Genomic DNA, 20,282 nt, shown 5'->3' with positions numbered 1-20,282 from the left:
TCGCTATTGTCTGTTTTTTTATTGCCTGAGTTTTCACTGCCTAATCGTTCTCAGTCGCCAATCTATGAGAGCGGCCTTGAATCTTCACTTTTAGCTAGAACAACGCCAGGGCTGCTGGCCAGAACACCATTAATAAATGTAAACAGCCACACGCCATAGCACCAGCAAGAATATCATCCAACATAATGCCTGTACCGCCGTGTAAGCGTTTGTCAATAATACCTATTGGCCAAGGCTTCAAGATGTCGAAAAGTCTGAACAGAATAAAGCCCACGAGTAAAGATGACGCTGAAATTGGTACAAATAGAAAGGTGATAAACATGCCCGCTATCTCATCCCACACAATAGAACCGTGATCGTGTACCTGCATATCATCTGCAGTCTTGCCACATAGATAGATACCTACCACTGAAAATATCAGCGTAAGCGCGATGAAGGAAACCACAGAGATCTGGCTGCACGCTACAAGAAGCGGTAGTGCAGCAAGCGAGCCAAATGTACCTGGCATAAAAGGAACAAGCCCGCTACCAAAACCGAGTGCGAGAAAATGAATTGGATTTTTCATACTCACTCTAGCGCGATATTCCGCCTGCATGCTTCTTCCTTTATTTACTATTGTAAGATGTGGTTTGCCTAAAAGGCGTGCTCGTAGCCAGAAGCATTAGCTGGCGTATACTTTTCGTTATCTTTTAGCAACGAAAGTGAACCGCTATGCCCGGTTAATTGGCCAATACACGTGGCTTTTACATTCGTACTTGCCAACGAAGTTTCAAGGCTACCGCGCTGCTCTTCACTTACAGTAAAAATAAGTTCGTAGTCATCGCCAGCGGATAATGCATATTCAATAGCTTGTTCAGGTGTGACTGCACTTGTTAGTGCTCGTGATAGCGGTAAACGATCTACATGAACATTCGCACCGCAATTAGACGCTTTTAAAATGTGCCCTAAATCTGAAATCAAGCCATCAGAGATATCAATGCAAGACGTTGCAATACGACGAATCGCCGTACCCACCGCAACACGAGGGGTTGGGAAGTAATGGCGATTAACCAAAACGTCTTTCGCTTCACCACTTACGCTGAGATTTTTTTGCAGAATATCTAAGCCCGCTCCTGCATCACCTAGTGTTCCGGTAACATAAAGCCAATCACCCGGCTTCGCGCCACTGCGCGTTAGTTCCGAACCCGGCGGAATAAAACCTTGTGCAGTAATAGTAAACGCCATAGGGCCTTTTACTGTATCGCCACCGATAAGCTGGACAGAATAGTACTGAGTAAGTTCGTATAACCCGGATACAAAGTCATCTAACCAGGCTTCATCTACTTCAGGCAGTGACAAAGACAAGCTGATCCATGCGGGCTCAGCCCCCATAGCGGCAAGGTCACTTAAATTAACAGCAACGGTTTTGTAGGCTACAGACTTGGCCGGTGCATCTTTTAAAAAGTGCACGCCTGCGACAAGGGTATCTGTAGTAACGGCAAGTTGTTGGTTTTCAGGAACCGTTGTTACAGCACAGTCATCACCAATACCAATAACAACGTCTTTGCGTTTGTGGCCACTGTTTGAAAAATAGCGGCCGATAAGATCAAATTCTTTCACGGTAATTTTTAAACCCTTTTAGCGGCAATCCATGCCGCCACGGTAAGGTTAGTCGCGCTCGTCTTTACGCAACGTGCGCACTGCTTTATCCAGTGCACCATTAATGAATTTATGGCTTTCTTCAGCACCAAATGCCTTAGCAAGCTCTATCGCTTCATTAATAATTACGCGGTAAGGTACGTCGATGCGCTCAGTGAGTTCCAGCGTCGCAATGCGCAAGATGGCTTTTTCGATAGCGTCTAACTCTTCTGGCAAACGGCCAAGGTAAGGTTTAATGGTTGCATCAAGGTTGCTTGCGTTGTGTGCAACACCGCGAAGCAGGGCTTGGAAATACGCCATGTCTACCTTTTGCATGTCGTTACTGGTGGCTAGCGCCAGTTCAACCTGCTGAATATCGTTGTGACTCATTTGCCATGAATACACACCTTGAAGGGCGAGTTCACGGGCTTTACGACGAGCTGAAACTTTCACTTAATGTTTACCTTAAAGCTTTTCAACAGCATCGATAACGTTAACCATTTCTAGCGCGCCAAGTGCAGCTTCTGCACCCTTATTGCCCGCTTTGGTTCCCGAACGCTCGATAGCTTGTTCAATTGAATCTGTTGTAATTACGCCAAATGATACAGGTACGCCGTATTCAAGTGATACTTGCGCAAGACCTTTGTTGCTCTCGCCTGCTACGAAATCAAAGTGTGGCGTGCCGCCACGAATAACTGCACCAAGAGCGATGATGGCGTCAAATGACTTCTTCTCAGCTAATTTCTTAGCAATAACAGGTAACTCGTAAGCACCAGGTACACGTACTACCGTGATATCGTCATCGCTTACTTCACCGTGACGCTCTAGCGTGTCTAACGCACCTTCTAGTAAGCTTTCAACAACAAAGCTATTAAAGCGTGATACAACGATAGCAAACTTCTTACCGGTTGCTCTGATATTACCTTCAATTACCTGCATGGATTCATTCCTCGAGAAAAAACGGCGCGAAGTATACCACAACTGCGCCCAAACTAAATCGATTGTTTCTTTAACTTACATTCGTATTTTTGACGTGAGTGGATTGGGCCAGCAGGCTCGGTTGTGAACACGCGGTAAATACATCCCTGTACGCTCCGCCACCGCATCCATGCGGTGGAGGGTTCACAACCGAGCCTGCTCTCCCACTCTAGTTCATCAAACCCTCACGTCAATAGCGCTATTTGTGTGCGCCAAGAGATTCAACAAAGAGCTTGTACCAAGTGCTAGTCGTGCACGTACTCCACCACTTCAAGGCCGTAACCCGAAAGTGCGTGATATTTAATTGGCTTACTAAGAAGTCGCATTTTGTGAACGCCCATAGAGGCAAGAATTTGGCTGCCCACACCAATAGTGCGTGACGACCCCTGCCAGTCGGCGCCAGCTGGGCGCTCGCCTCTGTCTTCTGCTGCAAAACGGCGTACTTGGCTCTCAATATGCTCTTCTTTGCCTAATAGTACTAGCACACCACCTTCTTCTGAAATTTTGCGCATGCCATCTGCAAGCGTCATCGAGCGATGAATACCGCGGGTAGACCCAAGAAGATCACTAAACGTATTGTGAAGGTGAACACGAACAAGCGTCGGCTCATCTTCTTTAATTTCGCCTTTTTTAAGTGCGAAATGAAGTTGGTTGTCGATGCTGTCTTTAAACGTGTGAAGCTCAAAGTCACCATACTCGGTTGGCATATTGCACTGAGCAACCTTCTGTATGGTGGTTTCATTGAGATTGCGATATTCAATTAAATCAGCAATGGTGCCGATTTTAAGATCGTGTTTTGCCGCAAACTTTTCTAGCTCAGGGCGGCGAGCCATAGTGCCGTCTTCATTAAGAATTTCTACAATAACCCCAGCTGGCTCTAACCCAGCCAAACGCGGTAAATCTACCCCCGCTTCAGTATGACCTGCGCGATTCAGTACGCCGCCGTCTTTCGCAATTAATGGGAAAATATGACCAGGCTGCACAATATCTGTCGCTTTCGCGTCTTTCGCTACAGCAGCTTTGATTGTTGTCGCACGGTCGGCCGCTGAGATACCAGTGGTAACGCCAGTTGCAGCTTCAATAGACACAGTGAAGTTGGTAGAAAATTGCGCTTCGTTTTTATCAACCATCAAAGGAAGATTTAGCGTGCGGCAGCGCTCTTGAGTCATAGGCAAACACACCAAGCCGCGGGCGTGGGTAACCATAAAGTTAATGGCTTCTGGCGTGACATGCTCAGCCGCCATAATTAAATCACCTTCGTTTTCCCTATCTTCATCATCCATCAAAATAACCATTTTACCTTGGCGAATGTCTTCAATTATTTCTTGTGTAGTGTTAAATGCCATGTTGTGTGCTTCTTGTAGGGTTATTTTCTTAAAAATCCGTTCTCGGCAAGAAATGCCATGTCGATGCCTTTAGTTGTAGGCTCTGCGGCTTTATCGCCTAGCATTAATCGCTCTAAATAGCGCGCAATAACATCAACCTCTAGGTTTACCGCTGTGCCCACCTTATAGCTTCCCATAATTGTTTCTTGTAACGTATGAGGAATAATCCAAAGCATAAATTCTGCGCCGTTGACTTCGTTAACGGTTAAGCTGATGCCATCGACGGTGATACTGCCTTTGTGCGCAATGTATTTCGCTAGTGCTTCAGGTGCTTTTACCCAGAACTCGACATAGTCTGAGTGTTTGATAATTTGCGTAACCTCGCCCACGCCGTCCACGTGACCTGACACAATATGACCGCCTAAACGGTCGCTAGGGCGCATCGCTTTTTCAAGGTTAACGGTTGAGCCTGCACTGTAATGTGCAAAGCCAGTTAATTTAATGGTTTCGGCCGATACATCCGCGCAGTAATAATCGGGGCCCATATCAGTCACTGTTAAGCAAACACCATTGGTCGCGATACTGTCGCCAAGTGCGACATCAGACATGTCAAGCGTAGGTGACGCAACGGTAAGGCGAATATCGTTGCCTCGGTTATCAAGCTTTTTAATAGTACCGAGCGCTTGAATAATTCCAGTAAACATAAAGTTCCTCTTTAATCGCGTTGACCACGAGTGTTGCTAACATCAGGGCGAAAGATAAGCTTAATATCGTTCCCTACCTGACGATTTTCAATAAGCGAAAGCGAAATACATTCACTTAATGACGTAAATGCTGGCAAATTGACCATACTTATTCCCTTTTCACCTAAAAGCTTAGGGGCTTGGTAACAAATTAGCTCATCCACCAGCCCCTCTTGCAGCAATGCACCAGCTAACCCTGGGCCCGCTTCCACCCAAACTTCATTATATTGCTTATCGCCTAATGCCGACATTAGCGAATGTAAGTTGAGCTTACCGTCTTTTTCATCTACTGAAAGATAGTGCTGTGTTGCCGTATCTGGATGAGACTGCGAAGTAGCCGTTAAAGTAATATTGCCGTCATTAAATAACGCATAGCCTCGAGAAAGTGTGCTTTTGCCATCGACAACAACTCGAGCAGGCTGTCGAATGTGTTCTAGAGGATAATCAGTGAACTGTGCCTCTTGTTCTCTAACTAACAAACTAGGGTTATCGGCTCTTACCGTACCTGAGCCAGTAAGTACCACGCAACTTTGTGCACGATACTGTTGCACATCCCGTCTTGCCTCTGCACCCGTAATCCACTGACTTACGCCGTTTTGAAGGGCTATTTTCCCGTCTAGGCTGATGCCTAATTTCACGCGAACGAAAGGCTTGCCAGTAAGCATGCGTTTGATGAAACCGGGGTTTAGTGCTGCAGCTTCTGCGGCCATCACGTCACTGACCACTTCAATACCCGCTTCTTGTAAGATGCTGATACCGTTACCGCATACATTTGGGTTAGGGTCGGTCATAGCAATAACAACACGCGCCACCTTCGCTTCAACCAAAGCCACCGCACAAGGCGGCGTTCGGCCAAAATGACTGCAAGGCTCAAGGGTAACGTAAGCTGTTGCGCCTTTTGCGCCTTGTGCTCGTACGTTAGATGCTTGTCTTAATGCGTGTACTTCGGCGTGAGGAGTGCCTGCTTGGATATGGTACCCCTGACCTAATAGCTGGTTGTTTTCATCAACAATCACACAACCAACGCGGGGGTTAGGAGAAGTGGTATAGCGCCCTTTTTGGGCAAGTTGAATGGCTTTTGCCATCCAAAAATAATCATTTTTAACCGTATCGTGGTTCACTTGGATTCCTGTTGTAGCCCTAAGTGCCTGAGGTTTTGGGTGTGCCCGACCTAGTCCCCTAATCGCGCAATTTCTTCTCCAAATTCACGAATGTCTTCGAAGGAACGATAAACAGAGGCGAACCTGACATAGGCAACTTTGTCGAGTTCTTTTAGGGCTTTCATTATGAGGTTGCCGAGCAGTTCGCTACTCACCTCACGTTCACCGGTTGCACGCAACTGTGATTTCAGTGAAAGGATACACTGTTCAACTTTTTCAGTACTAACAGGGCGCTTTTCAAGTGCACGTTGCAAGCCTGCACGAAGTTTATCTTCATTAAAGGGTTCACGTGAACCATCGCGCTTTATTACGCGGGGCATAACGAGCTCAGCACTTTCAAAGGTCGTAAAGCGCTCGTGACACACCATACATTCACGGCGTCTTCGCACTTGTTGCCCTTCTGCAACCAAACGAGAATCAATAACTTTTGTTTCTTGTTCTGAACAAAACGGGCAAAACATGAATATTCCTTAAATATTGCGTACTTAGGTATTTAAATCGAACCTAGACTAGTTAGTCCAGCATTAGTACCAAAGTACGCAATAAAACACAAACCTATTTATTTATAAACAGGGAATTGTGCGCAAAGAGCAACCACTTCGTCTTGAACACGCTTAATAACTGACTCATCGCCCATGTTATCTAGAATGTCGCAAATCCATGTGGCTACTTGCTTAGCTTGATCTTCTTTGAAACCTCGGCGAGTAATTGCTGGGCTACCGATACGAAGGCCGCTGGTTACAAAAGGCGAACGCGGATCATTTGGCACTGAGTTTTTGTTTACCGTGATGTTTGCTGCGCCTAGCGCCGCGTCTGCATCTTTACCCGTAATGTCCTTGTCGATTAGATCAAGTAGGAACAAGTGGTTGTCAGTACCGCCAGAAACGATGTTATAACCGCGCTCTTGCATTACAGCAACCATCGCTTTCGCGTTTGCAACAACCTGCTGCTGATACACTTTAAACTCTGGTTGTAGCGCTTCTTTAAAGGCAACCGCTTTAGCTGCAATTACGTGGCAAAGTGGGCCACCTTGGTTGCCCGGGAATACAGAGCTGTTTAGCTTTTTGTAAATCGCTTCATCGCCACATGACGATAGGATCAAACCACTACGCGGACCCGCTAGGGTTTTGTGAGTAGTCGTAGTTACCACATGAGCATGAGGAAGCGGGTTTGGATAAACGCCAGCTGCTACTAGACCTGCTACGTGCGCCATATCTACAAGCAAGTATGCGCCCACGCTATCTGCGATTTCGCGGAATTTAGCCCAATCAACAACACCTGAATACGCAGAGAAACCACCGATAATCATTTTCGGCTTGTGCTCTTTAGCTAGCGCTTCCACTTGAGCATAATCAATTTCGCCCGTTTCTTTGTTTAGACCGTACTGTACAGCGTTGTAGGTTTTACCAGAGAAGTTTACGTGCGAACCGTGAGTAAGGTGACCACCTTCAGAAAGGCTCATACCTAGTACCGTATCGCCCGCGTCAAGTAATGCCATGAAAACAGCTGAGTTTGCTTGTGAACCAGCGTGTGGCTGAACATTTGCGTAGTCTGCACCAAATAGCGCTTTTGCACGGTCGATAGCTAGTTGCTCAACAACGTCTACGTGCTCACAACCACCGTAGTAACGCTTGCCTGGATAGCCCTCAGCGTATTTGTTAGTGAGCTGCGAACCCTGTGCTTCCATTACACGTGGACTACAGTAGTTCTCAGAGGCAATTAGCTCAATGTGATGTTCTTGACGCTCAACCTCTTTAGACATTGCATCGGCTAATTCAGGATCGAAGTCGGCTATATTCATTTCGCGAGAAAACATGGGGGCTCCTTAACTGCGGTTTTTATATGGCGTTACGCACTGATTGCTCAAATTCGAGCCATATTCTAGTCATTTTCAGTTACTTGTATACCGCTTTATGACCAAATTAATATAAATGGCGCAGGTTTAACGTAATACCTGCGCCAGCGCGAGATCAGACCTGTTTTTCAAGGGCTTTAACACGGTCAAATAAACTACCAATTTTGGCAAGGCGAACCGTATTTTTGCGCCAATCACGGTTGGTTTGTGCTGGCTGGCCTGAAGAATAAACGCCTGGTTCAGTGATATCTTGTACAATCATGGTATAGCCAGTCACCTGAACATTATCACAAATGCTAATGTGACCGTTGATGCCAACTCCACCGCCGATAATAACGTGTTTGCCAATATGACAACTGCCGGCGATACCTGTAGCGCCGCAAATACATGAATGATCACCGATAATACAGTTGTGGCCAATTTGTACTTGGTTATCAATAATAACGTTGGTGCCTAAAATCGTATCTTCCATAGCGCCGCGGTCAATACTGCTGCTCGCACCAATTTGACTGTCGTCACCAATACGAACTGAGCCAGTTTGCGGAATAGGGATCCACACGCCTTTATCATTTGCATAGCCAAAGCCCGCGGCACCAATTACCGTTTGACTGTGAATGGTCACGCGCTTGCCAATAACCACGTCGTGATAAATGGTCACATTTGGATGGATAGTACAGCCTTCACCAATGTGCGTGCCTCTACGGATAACGGTATTAGCGCCAACCGTAACTCTATCGCCCAGCACTACATTATCTTCAATAATAACGTTGTGTCCTAGCGACACATCACTGCCAATGCGCGCAGACGGCGCAATAACCGCTGACTCAGAAATGCCTGTAGCAACCGCTGGGGTGGTATCGAATAATTGAGCGATAAGCGCAAAGGCTGCATGAGGGTTTGCCACAACTAGTGCAGGAACTGGGCTGTCATTTTTTAGGCTCTCGTGCAGAATAACTGCACCTGCATTTGTATCTTTCAACTGTGGTTTATATTTTGGGTTGGTCAGAAACGAAATTTGATGCGATGCTGCACCAGAGAGTGTGCCAACCGCAGAAATAGTGATATTGCCATCACCCTGCACTTCCCCACCTACATGCTTGGCGAGCTCATCCAGACTATATATGCGTTTATTCATAGCGGTCATCTTAATTGCCTGTTCAGAAATATGAATAGTATTGAGTCTATCGCTTTGGGTTCTTTATCGCTTCTTGCTAGCTCACCCTAAAGCCCATGTTTACTCATGCTTATAAAAAGCAAGTTTACCTTAATTCGACTAGCCAACCGATGCATAAATCGATCTTTTTGGCATGAGTGATTAAAATATCGCCAAGCGCAAATACACCAAGCGTAAGTAACTGGCACAAACTACCCTGTTACGAGTAGAATAGACCACAATCACTTTTTTATTTTTCACCGCTTATTCAGCGAGGATAGAGCATGGCGCAATACGTTTACAGTATGCATCGCGTGGGAAAAATCGTCCCACCTAATAGACACATTCTAAAAAATATCTCACTTAGCTTTTTCCCAGGCGCCAAAATTGGTGTTCTAGGTCTAAACGGTGCAGGTAAATCTACCTTGCTTCGCATTATGGCCGGCGTAGATACCGACATCGAAGGTGAAGCACGTCCTCAACCAGGTTTAAAGGTGGGCTACCTTCCACAAGAACCTCAGCTTGACGAAACCAAAGATGTTCGTGGCAATATCGAAGAAGCTGTAGCGGATGTTAAGCACGCACTCACGCGCCTAGACGAAGTCTATGCCGCTTATGCAGAAGCAGACGCTGATTTCGACGCCCTAGCTAAAGAGCAAGGTGAGCTAGAAGCTATCATTCAAGCGAAAGATGGCCACAACTTAGAAAATGCCCTAGAGCGCGCTGCAGATGCCCTTCGCCTACCAGCTTGGGATGCGGACGTAAGCAAACTGTCTGGTGGTGAGCGTCGCCGCGTTGCCCTTTGCCGCTTACTTTTAGAAAAACCTGAAATGTTGCTTCTTGACGAACCAACTAACCACTTGGACGCAGAATCAGTGGCGTGGCTAGAGCGCTTCCTTCACGATTATGAAGGTACTGTGGTAGCTATTACCCACGATAGATATTTCCTTGATAACGTTGCGGGTTGGATTTTAGAGCTTGACCGAGGTGAAGGTATTCCATGGGAAGGAAACTACTCTTCGTGGTTGGAGCAAAAAGAAAACCGACTAGAGCAAGAAGAGCGTACCGAAACGGCGCGTATGAAGAGCATGAAACAGGAACTTGAGTGGGTTCGCTCAAATCCAAAAGGTCGTCATGCTAAAAGTAAAGCCCGTATGGCCCGTTTCGAAGAACTATCGACCAGCGATTACCAAAAGCGTAACGAAACTAACGAACTATTCATTCCACCAGGTGAACGCTTAGGCGACAAAGTTATTGAAGTAAGTAATCTGAAAAAGTCTTATGGCGACCGTGTACTAATTGATGATTTAACGTTCAAAGTACCGAAAGGTGCAATCGTGGGTATTGTTGGCCCTAACGGTGCGGGTAAATCAACCTTGTTCAGAATGCTTACTGGCGCTGAGCAACCTGATTCAGGCAACATAGATTTAGGTGATACCGTTCAGATTGCTGCGGTAGAACAGTTCCGCGACCACATGAACGAAGAAAACACTGTGTGGAAAGAAATTTCTGACGAACAAGATATCATTCGCATTGGTAACTTTGAAATTAACAGCCGCGCATACTGTAGCCGCTTTAACTTCAAAGGCACCGATCAGCAGAAATTTATCAAAGACCTGTCAGGTGGTGAGCGTAACCGTGTTCACCTTGCGAAACTGCTTAAAGCAGGCGGTAACGTATTGCTACTGGATGAGCCAACCAACGACCTAGACGTTGAAACCCTTCGAGCCCTGGAAAACGCGTTGTTGGAGTTCCCAGGCTGTGCCATGGTTATCTCGCACGACCGTTGGTTCCTAGACCGTGTAGCAACGCATATTATGGATTACCGCGACGAGGGTAATATCAACTTCTTCGAAGGTAACTACTCTGACTACGAAAGCTGGTTGAAGCAGGAGTTTGGGCAAGATGTGGTTGAACCCCATCGCCTCAAATATAAGCGCATGTCTAAATAAAGGGAATTTGGTATAAAGGTTTTTTTACCTTGTAAGCCCAAGAGCCGCTGTCATCGATAGCGGCTTTTTTATTTGGCGGCTTTTCGTTGCGAACGAGCGCGAATTAGCCAATACTGAGGGCATAGACAAACATTAGGTATATGAGTAATGACAGACAAACGCCAATTCCAACGGGTATCACTTAATGTAAACGGCAAGCTGGCACATAATGACAACAGTATTGATGTGGTAGTTAGCGACGTGTCTCTGCAGGGCATAAAACTCCAAGCAACGGAAACCGCATTATCAAACCTACCTTTCGACAGCCATGAACCTTATGTTGCTACCTTCCAAGCAAATGAAGACAGCCCTGTTATTACCCTTTCAATCTCGCAGTTATATCGCCACGCTGACAGCAGGCAGGAGCTTGTTTCTTTGGGGTGTAAAGTAGAGCGTATGGATGTGGAAAGCATAAGCGCCCTTCGCCGTTTAATCTTACTAAACAGCGATGATGCTAGTATTGAAGAGAAAGATCTTAACGCATTGGTTAATGCGGTTTATCAAGCGCCAAACTAAACTATAAAAATACTACAAGTCTTCGTAAGGCTTCAAAAAAGCCTGTTCCCTTTAACTGCGCAAAAAGCCGTATTCGTTGGTCTTCTTGCGCCTTTCCGACAGCTTTAACATTAATGCCTTTCGCTTTATTCCAAGGCATCTAATGCTTCAGAAAGTCGAGCCACGGGCACGACTTTCATGCCATTAATAGCTTGTTTCGGCGCGTTCGCTTTGGGAACAATAGCGCGTTTAAAGCCATGTTTTGCTGCTTCAATAATGCGCTCTGTTCCATTGGGAACCGGACGAATTTCACCGGCTAGCCCTACTTCACCAAACACAATCAAGTCGCGCGGTAATGAACGGTTTCTAAAACTAGAAATCATCGCCAGTAATAACGCCAAATCAGCACTGGTTTCAGAGACGCGTACACCGCCTACTACGTTCACAAATACGTCTTGGTCGTTCATTTGTACATTACCGTGACGGTGAAGTACTGCTAACAGCATGGACAAACGATTTTGATCTAGGCCTACAGCTATCCGTCTTGGGTTAGACATCTGCGAATAATCCACTAACGCTTGAATTTCAACAAGTAACGGTCGGGTGCCCTCCCAAATGACCATAACACTCGACCCTGGTGTTTCATTTTCACCACGACTTAAGAAAATAGCTGAAGGATTACTTACCTCTTTCAAACCTTTTTCCGTCATGGCAAATACACCCAACTCGTTTACTGCACCGAAGCGGTTTTTGTGGCTGCGCAAAGTACGGTAACGACCATCACTTTCCCCTTCCAGCATCATTGAGCTATCGATACAGTGCTCAAGTACTTTTGGGCCAGCTAAGTTACCGTCTTTCGTTACGTGGCCAACAATAAACATGGCAATGTGATTTTGTTTGGCAAAGCGCGTCAAATACGCCGCGCTTTCCCTTACTTGGGATACGCTGCCCGGCGCAGATTGAACATCTGACACATGCATGACCTGAATAGAGTCAATAACCATAATTTTAGGCTTTTTCGTAAGCGCTAAATCGCAGATGGTTTCCACGTTAGTTTCGGCTAACATCATCAATTTATCGTCAGGAAGGTTTAAACGCTTGGCACGCATTGCAACCTGCTGAAGAGACTCTTCCCCTGTCACATAAAGGGCAGTTTCGCTTTTCGCCATCTGACACATTACCTGAAGCAAAAGTGTACTTTTACCTGCACCTGGCGACCCACCGATTAGCATAGCTGCACCAGGGACAATGCCACCACCTAGCACTCTATCCAGCTCTTTAAACGTTGAAGAAAAACGTGGAAGCGATTCCAAATCTATTGCGTTTAAGGTTTCGATTTTGGCGGCGGTTTGCCCTGCATACCCTGATGTAGTTTGGCGCGCGACACTTTTAGCACTTGCAACCACAAACTCACTTATCGTGTTCCACGCTTTACACTCCGAACACTGCCCTTGCCATCGAGGAAACTCGGCCCCGCAGTCAGAACACACATAAGCAGTTTTACGTTTTGCCATATTCCAGTTTTATCCATTGCTTAAAAAGAGTATTCTAACACTTAATAACAGCGAATTAAGCACAATCCTAAGGTCAGTTTTTGTTCAGAAAAACAACCAAAATATAAAACAAACTTACACGTTAATGAGTTTTGCTGATTTGCCGATAACAACTAAAATAATGATACTAAACAACAAAGTTGCGCATTCATGAGTCAAGATTTAAAGCAATATGCTGACATTATTGAACAGCTAAAGCCTATGGTTAATGAGCCTGAATTTAACCAGGTATTGCTTCAAACTGCTTCTGACGTTCCAAAAGAAAAACGCTTTCTAATTAAAATGGAAGTAAAGCGTTTAGCTAAACCTTGCATGCGTACCATAGATTTGCGCGGCCATGTCGACGGAAAGTGCAAAAAGTATGTGCACGAAGGTAGAAGCCACTATATGGACGACGTGGCCGTTGATAAGTTTGAAGAACAACTGCGCGTGTTTGGTCGATACACTTATGGTGTGTACGAGGCCGTTCAAAACACTGAGAATAACTTCCGTCTAATGCGCGAAAAAGAGCTTGCTCAAGAGCGCGCAGATAAAGAAAACCCCGAAGTTAAAAAACGTTCTGCGGTTTTAGAACAATTTAAAGTTCCCACTGTAAACCTTCTCGACTATAGGCAGCGCAATACAGAGCGCATGAACTTCGCGGTTGCCGTAGAAATATTTAACACTGAGAACCGCTCTGTGCGAGGCTTAAGCGTAGATATTTCTCTTGAAGGCCTTCAGATAAAATTGTCTAAAGACGCCTTTTTCAAAAAAGGCGAAACGCTCTTCATTTACTTCAGAGGGCTAGAAAACGAGTTTGCCATGGATAAGAAAAATGGCATTGCTTACAAACTAGTAAAAATCATTACGAAAAATGATGTTAACTATTTAGCTTTACAGCGCGATAAGACTCATCCAAGCCCAGCATTCGATAAGTTCCTAGAAAGCTTTATACACGGCAATAAACGCCGCTATAAAGTAAATATGACAAACACCATCGAAGCGATAACCAGTAAGACCTGTGAACAGTATTTTTCACCTCGTAGCCCTACGCTTCCCGTTTTTATCGACGTCGTCAACGAAACTTTGGTGCCACGCTATGCGATGGTAAATGAAGTAAACCGAGAAACGGTACAGTATTGGCAAGACGAAGAAGAAAACTGTCGTCTTAATTTCTTGCTATCGCAAGAAAGACTGACTCGGTTACTAAACAAATCTGACGAAGTTCGTGAAATATTTGTCTTCAGCTTCACCCATTTGCACACAGATAAAGTTTATTTTTACTCAGCCTCTTATGAAGAGTTACTGCAAAAAGAGGTCTTATCCCGTGTATTTTTGGGTTTTGGCTCAAGAAAAGCGAGTTGGCGAGTGTTTAAAATAACCCTGACAGACATGGTCCCAGAACAAGCGCATATTCCGCTTTCTATCCCAGACTCCGTTGGCAATAAAGTTAAAAAGCTTAATACACCGCCTTCTGCTCGTTTAATGTCAAAACTTAAAAACCTGCGTTATCTCGCTCATGTTACAGACGTGACCTCAGTAACAGGGCAAGAGACGTACAACGAACTTAAGTTTAATCGCGACAACCTTGCGCATTTAAGGATTTTTGGCCACCCAAGGAATCGTGCAGCATCTAACATTCATATTGTCCGTTTTAAGTACGAAGAGCAGCGCATTGAAAGCCGTTACCAGCTAAGGACACAAATTGAAGCAAGGTTTAATGGCGAATCGACGGTCCATAGAGGCATCAGCGAAGACATCTCAGTTCACGGATTAGGTCTTCGTGTTGAGCTGGCAAAAGATTATAAAGGTAGTTTGGAAGGAAGAGTAGAAGTTGCCTTTCCTCGGCTTCAGGAAATAGCGAACAACTTCGACGTAATGCACCTTCAGTATGAAATTATTTATCATAATGTCGAAAAGAATATCCTCCACCTGAAGACAGCAACTGGCGACGAGGGCAAAAGTGCTCGCAACTTTTTTGAAGAATTAATCAAAAAGAACAAGGCCAACCTTAAAGTCGATAACGATGAAGAAGAAGTAGAGGGTATGGGACAAGCACTGCGTTGTATAAATGCAAGAAATGCGACCTCCTTATCTTTTCTCATGAGTAAAGAAGGTGTTCGCTATACTCCGCAGGCGTGTATCGTGGGAAAACAAGACGAACGCATCACTACCCTTACCACGCAATACGCAGAGCGCGGCAAAGTAAATTTGGAGTTTTTGTTTAGAGATAGAAAGCAAGACTCTCCTTTCGTACAAAGTGGTATCAAAGCAGTTAAGCTTGAGAACATGCCCTTACGACAAGAGTTATTCATATCTTTCGATGCGTCTCAAAAAGAGCCGCGAATGGCGATCATTCCTCGTTACTCACATAAGTTTGAAAGCAATGAACAACGCCGTGCATTTATCAGAGAAGCCATGGTGCGTGGTCAGTTTGTCGCTATACACGTTATGCTAACCACAACTGGCAAGCCTGACTTAACCATGCTGCAAACAGAAATTAACTACGTCACCATGTACGCCATGCACAGAGCTCGTGAGTTAGAAAAGAAAATGTGGAGTATTGCTGCCTGTTCCCATCTTGTCGATGTCACCGATGAGGTTCTCATAAGATACGGCTTTACTATGCAAGACATTACGGCGAATAAAACACTAAAAAGTGCAGTACAACCTAGAGCCATGGTTACCAACGCTTAAGTAAGACGCAGTATTTTAACGTACATATTCAGGTCTGCGCTTAGAAAAAACTAAGCACAAATATCAAGTTTGTTTAAGCGCCAATTATTTTAACAACTGGCGCTTGTATACCAGTCCGCACAGATAATTGTCCACTCCAATGGCGCTGGCAAGTTTCCTAGCAAAGCGTGGGAATGCAGGAATGGCTGCTGCCTTTCAAATTCCTTTAGCGTCTATTTATCTAGAAAATACAGAAGGCTGTGCAGACTACCAACGCGTACGGCAACGTCCGCTTTCTCATTCACCAAAGGTTTGCCGTGACATGCAACGCCTAAGGCTGATTCAGCCATCATCACCAAGTCGTTCGCCCCATCGCCCATGGCGACGGTTTGGCTCGATGGTATTTGCCACTTTTTAGACAGCGCTTTTACCGTGCGAGCTTTCACATCAGCATTAATAATTTCGCCTTCCACCTTTCCTGTTAAGTGCCCGTCTTTAACCGAAAGCGTGTTGGATATCGCATAGTCCAGTCCCAGCCTTGCTTTTAAATGGTCAGCAAAGAAAGTAAAGCCACCCGATGCAATAGCTAGCTTCCAGTTGTGTCTTTTTAAATGACTAAGCAGTGTCTGAATGCCAGGCATAATAGGAATGCTGTCGCGTATTTGATTAAGGTGGTCAATGGGTACCCCTTCTAAACACGCCACTCTATGCGTTAAGCTATCGTTAAAGGCAATTTCTCCACGCATTGCTCTTGCGGTCACTTCGGCAACCTGTTCACCCACACCAGCCAGTTTTGCTATTTCATCAATACATTCTATGGCAATAACCGTGCTGTCCATATCCATAACCAGCAGTCCGGGTTCAGACAAAGACGGCCGCGAGGTTTGCAGTCCAACATCAAGGTTGTAAGCATCACTGACATCACCAAGTAAAGACTTTATTTGCTCAGGCTTTGCGTTAATTACCTGCCCTCTTATTTCGATAGCATCATCTCCCATTTGCTGATGCAAATGATGAAACGCAGCACTTACTGGCGAAAATACGTTTTTGAGTTTATCTAGTACGCCTCTTAATAAATATGGGGTTATAGCTTGTCCGACTACAGTTAGCGTATGGGAATACGCTTGCGTATTGTGCTCAGCGCTGACAATGTTTGCCAGGTATGAAGCTAGATGAATATCGTCATTATTGATTTCGATGGTGAATATGTCTTTCATAACGCACACAGAGACTGTGGTAATTGGCAAATGATGCGCTAATGCTAACCAATTAGGCTAACTAATAAAATATCCCCTTTAAAATTATTTAGATTTCCCCTACTGTTAGGCAAATCATAGCAATTATGGAATTACGCATTGTTAAACGTGCTGAGCAAAGCCCCTTCACAATCAAAAAGCAATTCGCACTCACTTTACACAGCGTTAAAAAGACTATTTCACACGCTGATTGTAAGTACGGTGTTTGCGCTGGTGATTGTATTGATACTTTTGCTGCAGCAATACCAAAGTGATTGGCTAACGGTGCAAACTCGTTTTTCTGGGGAGAGCATCGCAAGGCAATACGCTAAACTACTTCGCCCCGCATTTGAAGCTGAGCAAGCAGCCAATCAAGTAAGCGAAGAAGGTTCTGACTCTTCACTATCGAATACCCTTGCCCAACGAAACTACATTGAAAGTGTTGCCACCGTTTTAGTTAACGAGCCACATATTCTTGCTCTATCAGTGTTTGATAAAGACGGAAGGTACATTGCGCCTTTACCTCAAATTGAAAGCGTTGTGTCGATGAGCCAGTCTCAAGGTGTGACGCCGCTCACCTATGTCGGGGTGATCACCGACAACAATGATAATGTATTAGGCTATGTAAACATTCATATGGATACGCAGACAATATTAGAAAGTCCCCTTGCCCTGCGTTATCAATTGGCGTTAATTGCGTGTATTTTAGTGTTTTTGGCTTTAATGTTAGGCATTTACCTGACGCGGGCGTTTTATAAATCTCGCCCTTGGTTTATACAAGCCATCGAATCTATGAGAAAGAACAAAGATACGTAAGCAGGTATCCACGATACTTTTACACGAGATCGCAATTCTATTCTGCTTTAAACAAGCGAAAATAGTTTTGTGTTGTAATAGATATTGTTTGTTTAGGCGATATAGCGAAAAGCTTGTGTATTACATCAACCACATCAGATAGATACCGTGGTTTATTAGGGGTTCCCTGTCTGCCGTACATGGGCATATCTGGGGCATCAGTCTCTAGCAGTATTTTATCGAAGTGGTGCTCTAGCAGGTACTTAAGGGTATCTCGCGTTTTTTGTGCTCTTTCATAGGTTATCGTGCCACCTATTCCCAAGTAAAAGCCTCGCTCAATATAGGCTTTGGCCGCTTCCACACTACCCGAAAAAGCATGGACTACGCCAATACCTTGATACTTAGCTTGCTTAAAGGCTTCAAGTAATAAGTGATGGCTTTTTCGATGATGTAAAATAACAGGGAGCGCTTTTGTATCAGCGAGTTTTAAATGGGCGTGTAGCACTTTCTTTTGAAGCGTCAATGACACATCAATGTGCCCATCAATACCGGTTTCCCCCACTGCTTTTACCGAAGGATGCAGAGTGGCAGCAGCCGCTTCAAGCTGTTCGAGATTTTCATCAATTGCCTGCTCAGGTACGTCAGTGGTAGAACCTGTATTATCTTGATTGCTATCGGTCAAAAAATAAGGATGGAGACCTAGCGCGGTATCGATAGGCAAAAGGCTGCTGTGCTGCTCACTAAGCGCTTGAATTGCTCCCCAAGAACGTGGGTTAATACTTGGTGCCATTATGCGAGTGAGGCCTGCGGCCTTGGCACTTTCCAGCGCAGTATTAAGGTCTACTTTTGATGCAAGTAAATCGAGGTGGCAATGACTATCAATCATGGTGTTGCTCGCTTTACGCTTTACGCTTTACGCTCAATCAAATACTAAGTGCTTAAAATGTCTAGCCATTGTATAAGACTAGTTACCCTATGCATTCAATATGAGCTTTTAAGGCATTAAGCGCTGTGTTGCCCATGCGCCATCTTCGGTTTTGTTATACTCAAAACGGTCGTGAAGCCTATCTTCTCCGCCCTGCCAAAATTCAATTTGATGAGGCACAATACGAAAGCCTCCCCAAAAGTCCGGCACAGGTAGTTCTTTGTTCGCAAACTTATCTTTTAACTGCTTAAATTGGGTAAGCAAAAGCTCTCTACTGCCAATTGGCTTGCTTTGTTTAGACGCATAGGCCGCCAATTGACTGTCTTTAGGGCGAGAGAAGAAATAGGCTGCATTTTCTGAAACAGAAAGCTTTTCAACGCTGCCACACACGCGAACTTGGCGCTCCATAAAGAACCATGGGAAGTGACAAGATACTTTGGGGTTAACCGAGAGTTCTTGCGCTTTTCGACTGCCAAGATTTGTGAAAAATACAAAGCCATTTTCACTGACATCTTTTAACAAAACGATACGTTGAGAGGGTTGCCCATTAGCGTCAACGGTGGCAACCGTCATCGCTGTAGGATCGGGGATACCAGCATCAATGGCGTCTTTCAGCCATTTATCGAACAAAATAAATGGGCTTGAAGTAATATCAGTCTCGCATAAACTGCCTTTCGAGTACTGTCTGCGCATATCTGAAATTGCCATATACCGCTCCTGAAAAGAAATGACTATACGTGCCAATGCTGATTGTAGGTGCTTGTGCAAACCTTTACGCGAATGCTTCTGGCTTCACGTTCACCAAAAGCACTCAAGAATGTAGCGCTAGTTAGCATTAGAACAAGGCTCAACGTACTAATGCTAACAAAGATTTAGGCTAAAAGTTGCTGTCGTCACCGTAGCCTAGTGAACGCAAAGCACGCTCATCGTCTGCCCAGCCTTGTTTCACTTTAACCCAAAGCTCCAAAAACACCTTATTGTCGAACAAGTTTTCCATATCTTTACGGGCTTGCTCGCCAATGGTTTTCAAATGCTTACCGCCTTTACCGATGATCATGCGTTTTTGCGTTTCGCGCTCAACCAAAATTAAGCCACTAATACGATAAACACCATTGTCTGCCATTTTGAACTGCTCAATTTCTACCGTAGTAGAGTAAGGCAACTCATCGCCAGTGAAGCGCATTAGTTTTTCACGGATGATTTCAGCAGCCATAAAGCGACTTGAACGATCAGTGATATAGTCTTCTGGAAAGAAAAATTCACTCTTAGGTAACGACTTAGCTACTAAGTCTCTAATATCGTCGACCATTTTGCCCTGTTTAGCGCTGATAGGGATCATGTGCTCAAACGGGTGTTTCTCGCCAAGCTTTTGAAGGTGAACCATAAAGTTTTCTTTATCTTCAACCTTATCCATCTTGTTTACGATAAGATAGCAAGGAAGGTTTGCTTGTTTAACCTTACTTAATACCATTTCATCTTCGGCGTTGAATCTATCGCCTTCCACGACAAACAGCACAAGGCCAACTTCAGCTAGTGAGCTAGACGCGGCGCGGTTCATGTAGCGATTAATCGCGCGTTTTTCGTCTTGGTGAAGCCCTGGTGTATCAACGTAAATCGCTTGATAGTCGCCGTCAGTATCTATACCTAGAATACGGTGACGGGTGGTCTGAGGCTTACGTGAGGTAATGCTTACCTTTTGACCTAGTAAACGGTTAAGTAGCGTTGACTTGCCCACGTTAGGGCGCCCGACTATGGCTACTAAGCCGCAGCGAGTTTGTATATCTGGCATCTCTGGCATTTCT

The 20,282-nt window shown here is 45.0% G+C and carries 19 protein-coding genes; 4 read left to right on the top strand and 15 right to left on the bottom strand.

Annotated features, from left to right (window positions below; translation table 11 throughout):
* Nucleotides 1-94: 94 nt before the first annotated feature.
* The 10 genes from ACXACS_RS08730 to lpxD form a co-directional block, all read right to left on the bottom strand.
* Entirely contained in the window at nt 95-595 is a 501-nt protein-coding gene (locus ACXACS_RS08730) for a phosphatidylglycerophosphatase A family protein (protein ID WP_474805830.1), read from the bottom strand.
* Nucleotides 596-633: 38 nt separating this feature from the next.
* On the bottom strand, nt 634-1,599 hold the full coding sequence (gene thiL / locus ACXACS_RS08725; protein ID WP_474805829.1) for a thiamine-phosphate kinase: 966 nt from the start codon (nt 1,597-1,599) through the stop codon (nt 634-636).
* A gap of 48 nt (nt 1,600-1,647) precedes the next feature.
* The gene (nusB, locus tag ACXACS_RS08720; RefSeq protein WP_014979773.1) at nt 1,648-2,070 is read right to left on the bottom strand and encodes a transcription antitermination factor NusB; all 423 of its coding nucleotides are present in this window, start codon (nt 2,068-2,070) and stop codon (nt 1,648-1,650) included.
* Between the two features lie 12 nt (nt 2,071-2,082).
* Nucleotides 2,083-2,556 (bottom strand): 6,7-dimethyl-8-ribityllumazine synthase, encoded by a 474-nt coding sequence (ribH, locus tag ACXACS_RS08715; protein WP_025255832.1) that lies wholly within the window; start codon nt 2,554-2,556, stop codon nt 2,083-2,085.
* A 284-nt stretch (nt 2,557-2,840) separates the two neighbouring features.
* Nucleotides 2,841-3,941 carry a bifunctional 3,4-dihydroxy-2-butanone-4-phosphate synthase/GTP cyclohydrolase II gene (ribBA, locus tag ACXACS_RS08710; protein ID WP_474805828.1) on the bottom strand — a complete coding sequence of 367 codons (1,101 nt, stop codon included), beginning with the start codon at nt 3,939-3,941 and terminating at the stop codon, nt 2,841-2,843.
* A 20-nt stretch (nt 3,942-3,961) separates the two neighbouring features.
* A complete protein-coding gene (locus tag ACXACS_RS08705; protein ID WP_474805827.1) occupies nt 3,962-4,624 on the bottom strand; it encodes a riboflavin synthase in 663 nt (220 codons plus the stop codon).
* Between the two features lie 11 nt (nt 4,625-4,635).
* On the bottom strand, nt 4,636-5,784 hold the full coding sequence (gene ribD, locus ACXACS_RS08700; RefSeq protein WP_474805826.1) for a bifunctional diaminohydroxyphosphoribosylaminopyrimidine deaminase/5-amino-6-(5-phosphoribosylamino)uracil reductase RibD: 1,149 nt from the start codon (nt 5,782-5,784) through the stop codon (nt 4,636-4,638).
* 50 nt (nt 5,785-5,834) lie between these two features.
* Nucleotides 5,835-6,284 (bottom strand): transcriptional regulator NrdR, encoded by a 450-nt coding sequence (nrdR, locus tag ACXACS_RS08695; protein WP_012517538.1) that lies wholly within the window; start codon nt 6,282-6,284, stop codon nt 5,835-5,837.
* 98 nt (nt 6,285-6,382) lie between these two features.
* Nucleotides 6,383-7,639, bottom strand: coding sequence for a serine hydroxymethyltransferase (gene glyA, locus ACXACS_RS08690; protein ID WP_474805825.1), 1,257 nt, complete (start codon nt 7,637-7,639; stop codon nt 6,383-6,385).
* A gap of 154 nt (nt 7,640-7,793) precedes the next feature.
* Nucleotides 7,794-8,822 carry a UDP-3-O-(3-hydroxymyristoyl)glucosamine N-acyltransferase gene (gene lpxD, locus ACXACS_RS08685; protein WP_474805824.1) on the bottom strand — a complete coding sequence of 343 codons (1,029 nt, stop codon included), beginning with the start codon at nt 8,820-8,822 and terminating at the stop codon, nt 7,794-7,796.
* A 293-nt stretch (nt 8,823-9,115) separates the two neighbouring features.
* Here lpxD and ettA point away from each other — a divergent pair, with 293 nt between their 5' ends.
* Both ettA and ACXACS_RS08675 read left to right on the top strand, forming a co-directional pair.
* Nucleotides 9,116-10,783 carry an energy-dependent translational throttle protein EttA gene (gene ettA / locus ACXACS_RS08680; RefSeq protein ID WP_179983992.1) on the top strand — a complete coding sequence of 556 codons (1,668 nt, stop codon included), beginning with the start codon at nt 9,116-9,118 and terminating at the stop codon, nt 10,781-10,783.
* 147 nt (nt 10,784-10,930) lie between these two features.
* Nucleotides 10,931-11,338: a PilZ domain-containing protein gene (locus ACXACS_RS08675; RefSeq protein ID WP_474805821.1), complete on the top strand. Its 408-nt coding sequence runs from the start codon at nt 10,931-10,933 to the stop codon at nt 11,336-11,338.
* 125 nt (nt 11,339-11,463) lie between these two features.
* Here the strand turns inward: ACXACS_RS08675 and radA are convergent, their stop codons facing one another.
* Nucleotides 11,464-12,831, bottom strand: a complete 1,368-nt coding sequence (gene radA / locus ACXACS_RS08670) for a DNA repair protein RadA (RefSeq protein WP_461851788.1) — start codon at nt 12,829-12,831, stop codon at nt 11,464-11,466.
* 189 nt (nt 12,832-13,020) lie between these two features.
* On the opposite strand from radA, the gene ACXACS_RS08665 reads away from it, so the two are divergent.
* Nucleotides 13,021-15,546: a PilZ domain-containing protein gene (locus ACXACS_RS08665; protein ID WP_474805819.1), complete on the top strand. Its 2,526-nt coding sequence runs from the start codon at nt 13,021-13,023 to the stop codon at nt 15,544-15,546.
* 212 nt (nt 15,547-15,758) lie between these two features.
* Here ACXACS_RS08665 and serB read toward each other — a convergent pair whose 3' ends face one another.
* Nucleotides 15,759-16,742: a phosphoserine phosphatase SerB gene (serB, locus tag ACXACS_RS08660; protein ID WP_474805817.1), complete on the bottom strand. Its 984-nt coding sequence runs from the start codon at nt 16,740-16,742 to the stop codon at nt 15,759-15,761.
* A 252-nt stretch (nt 16,743-16,994) separates the two neighbouring features.
* On the opposite strand from serB, the gene ACXACS_RS08655 reads away from it, so the two are divergent.
* A complete protein-coding gene (locus ACXACS_RS08655; RefSeq protein ID WP_474805815.1) occupies nt 16,995-17,576 on the top strand; it encodes a hypothetical protein in 582 nt (193 codons plus the stop codon).
* A 37-nt stretch (nt 17,577-17,613) separates the two neighbouring features.
* Here ACXACS_RS08655 and ACXACS_RS08650 read toward each other — a convergent pair whose 3' ends face one another.
* From ACXACS_RS08650 to era, 3 genes are all read right to left on the bottom strand, one after another.
* The gene (locus tag ACXACS_RS08650; protein WP_474805814.1) at nt 17,614-18,441 is read right to left on the bottom strand and encodes a TatD family hydrolase; all 828 of its coding nucleotides are present in this window, start codon (nt 18,439-18,441) and stop codon (nt 17,614-17,616) included.
* Nucleotides 18,442-18,549: 108 nt separating this feature from the next.
* Nucleotides 18,550-19,188, bottom strand: a complete 639-nt coding sequence (gene pdxH, locus ACXACS_RS08645; RefSeq protein WP_474805812.1) for a pyridoxamine 5'-phosphate oxidase — start codon at nt 19,186-19,188, stop codon at nt 18,550-18,552.
* A 169-nt stretch (nt 19,189-19,357) separates the two neighbouring features.
* Nucleotides 19,358-20,269: a GTPase Era gene (gene era / locus ACXACS_RS08640; RefSeq protein WP_269917495.1), complete on the bottom strand. Its 912-nt coding sequence runs from the start codon at nt 20,267-20,269 to the stop codon at nt 19,358-19,360.
* Between the last annotated feature and the right edge of the window lie 13 nt (nt 20,270-20,282).

The organism is Alteromonas sp. AWM4_230 (assembly GCF_056158305.1).
Note: the sequence above shows the minus strand (reverse complement) of the source record. Positions and strands in the feature narration are given on the sequence as shown.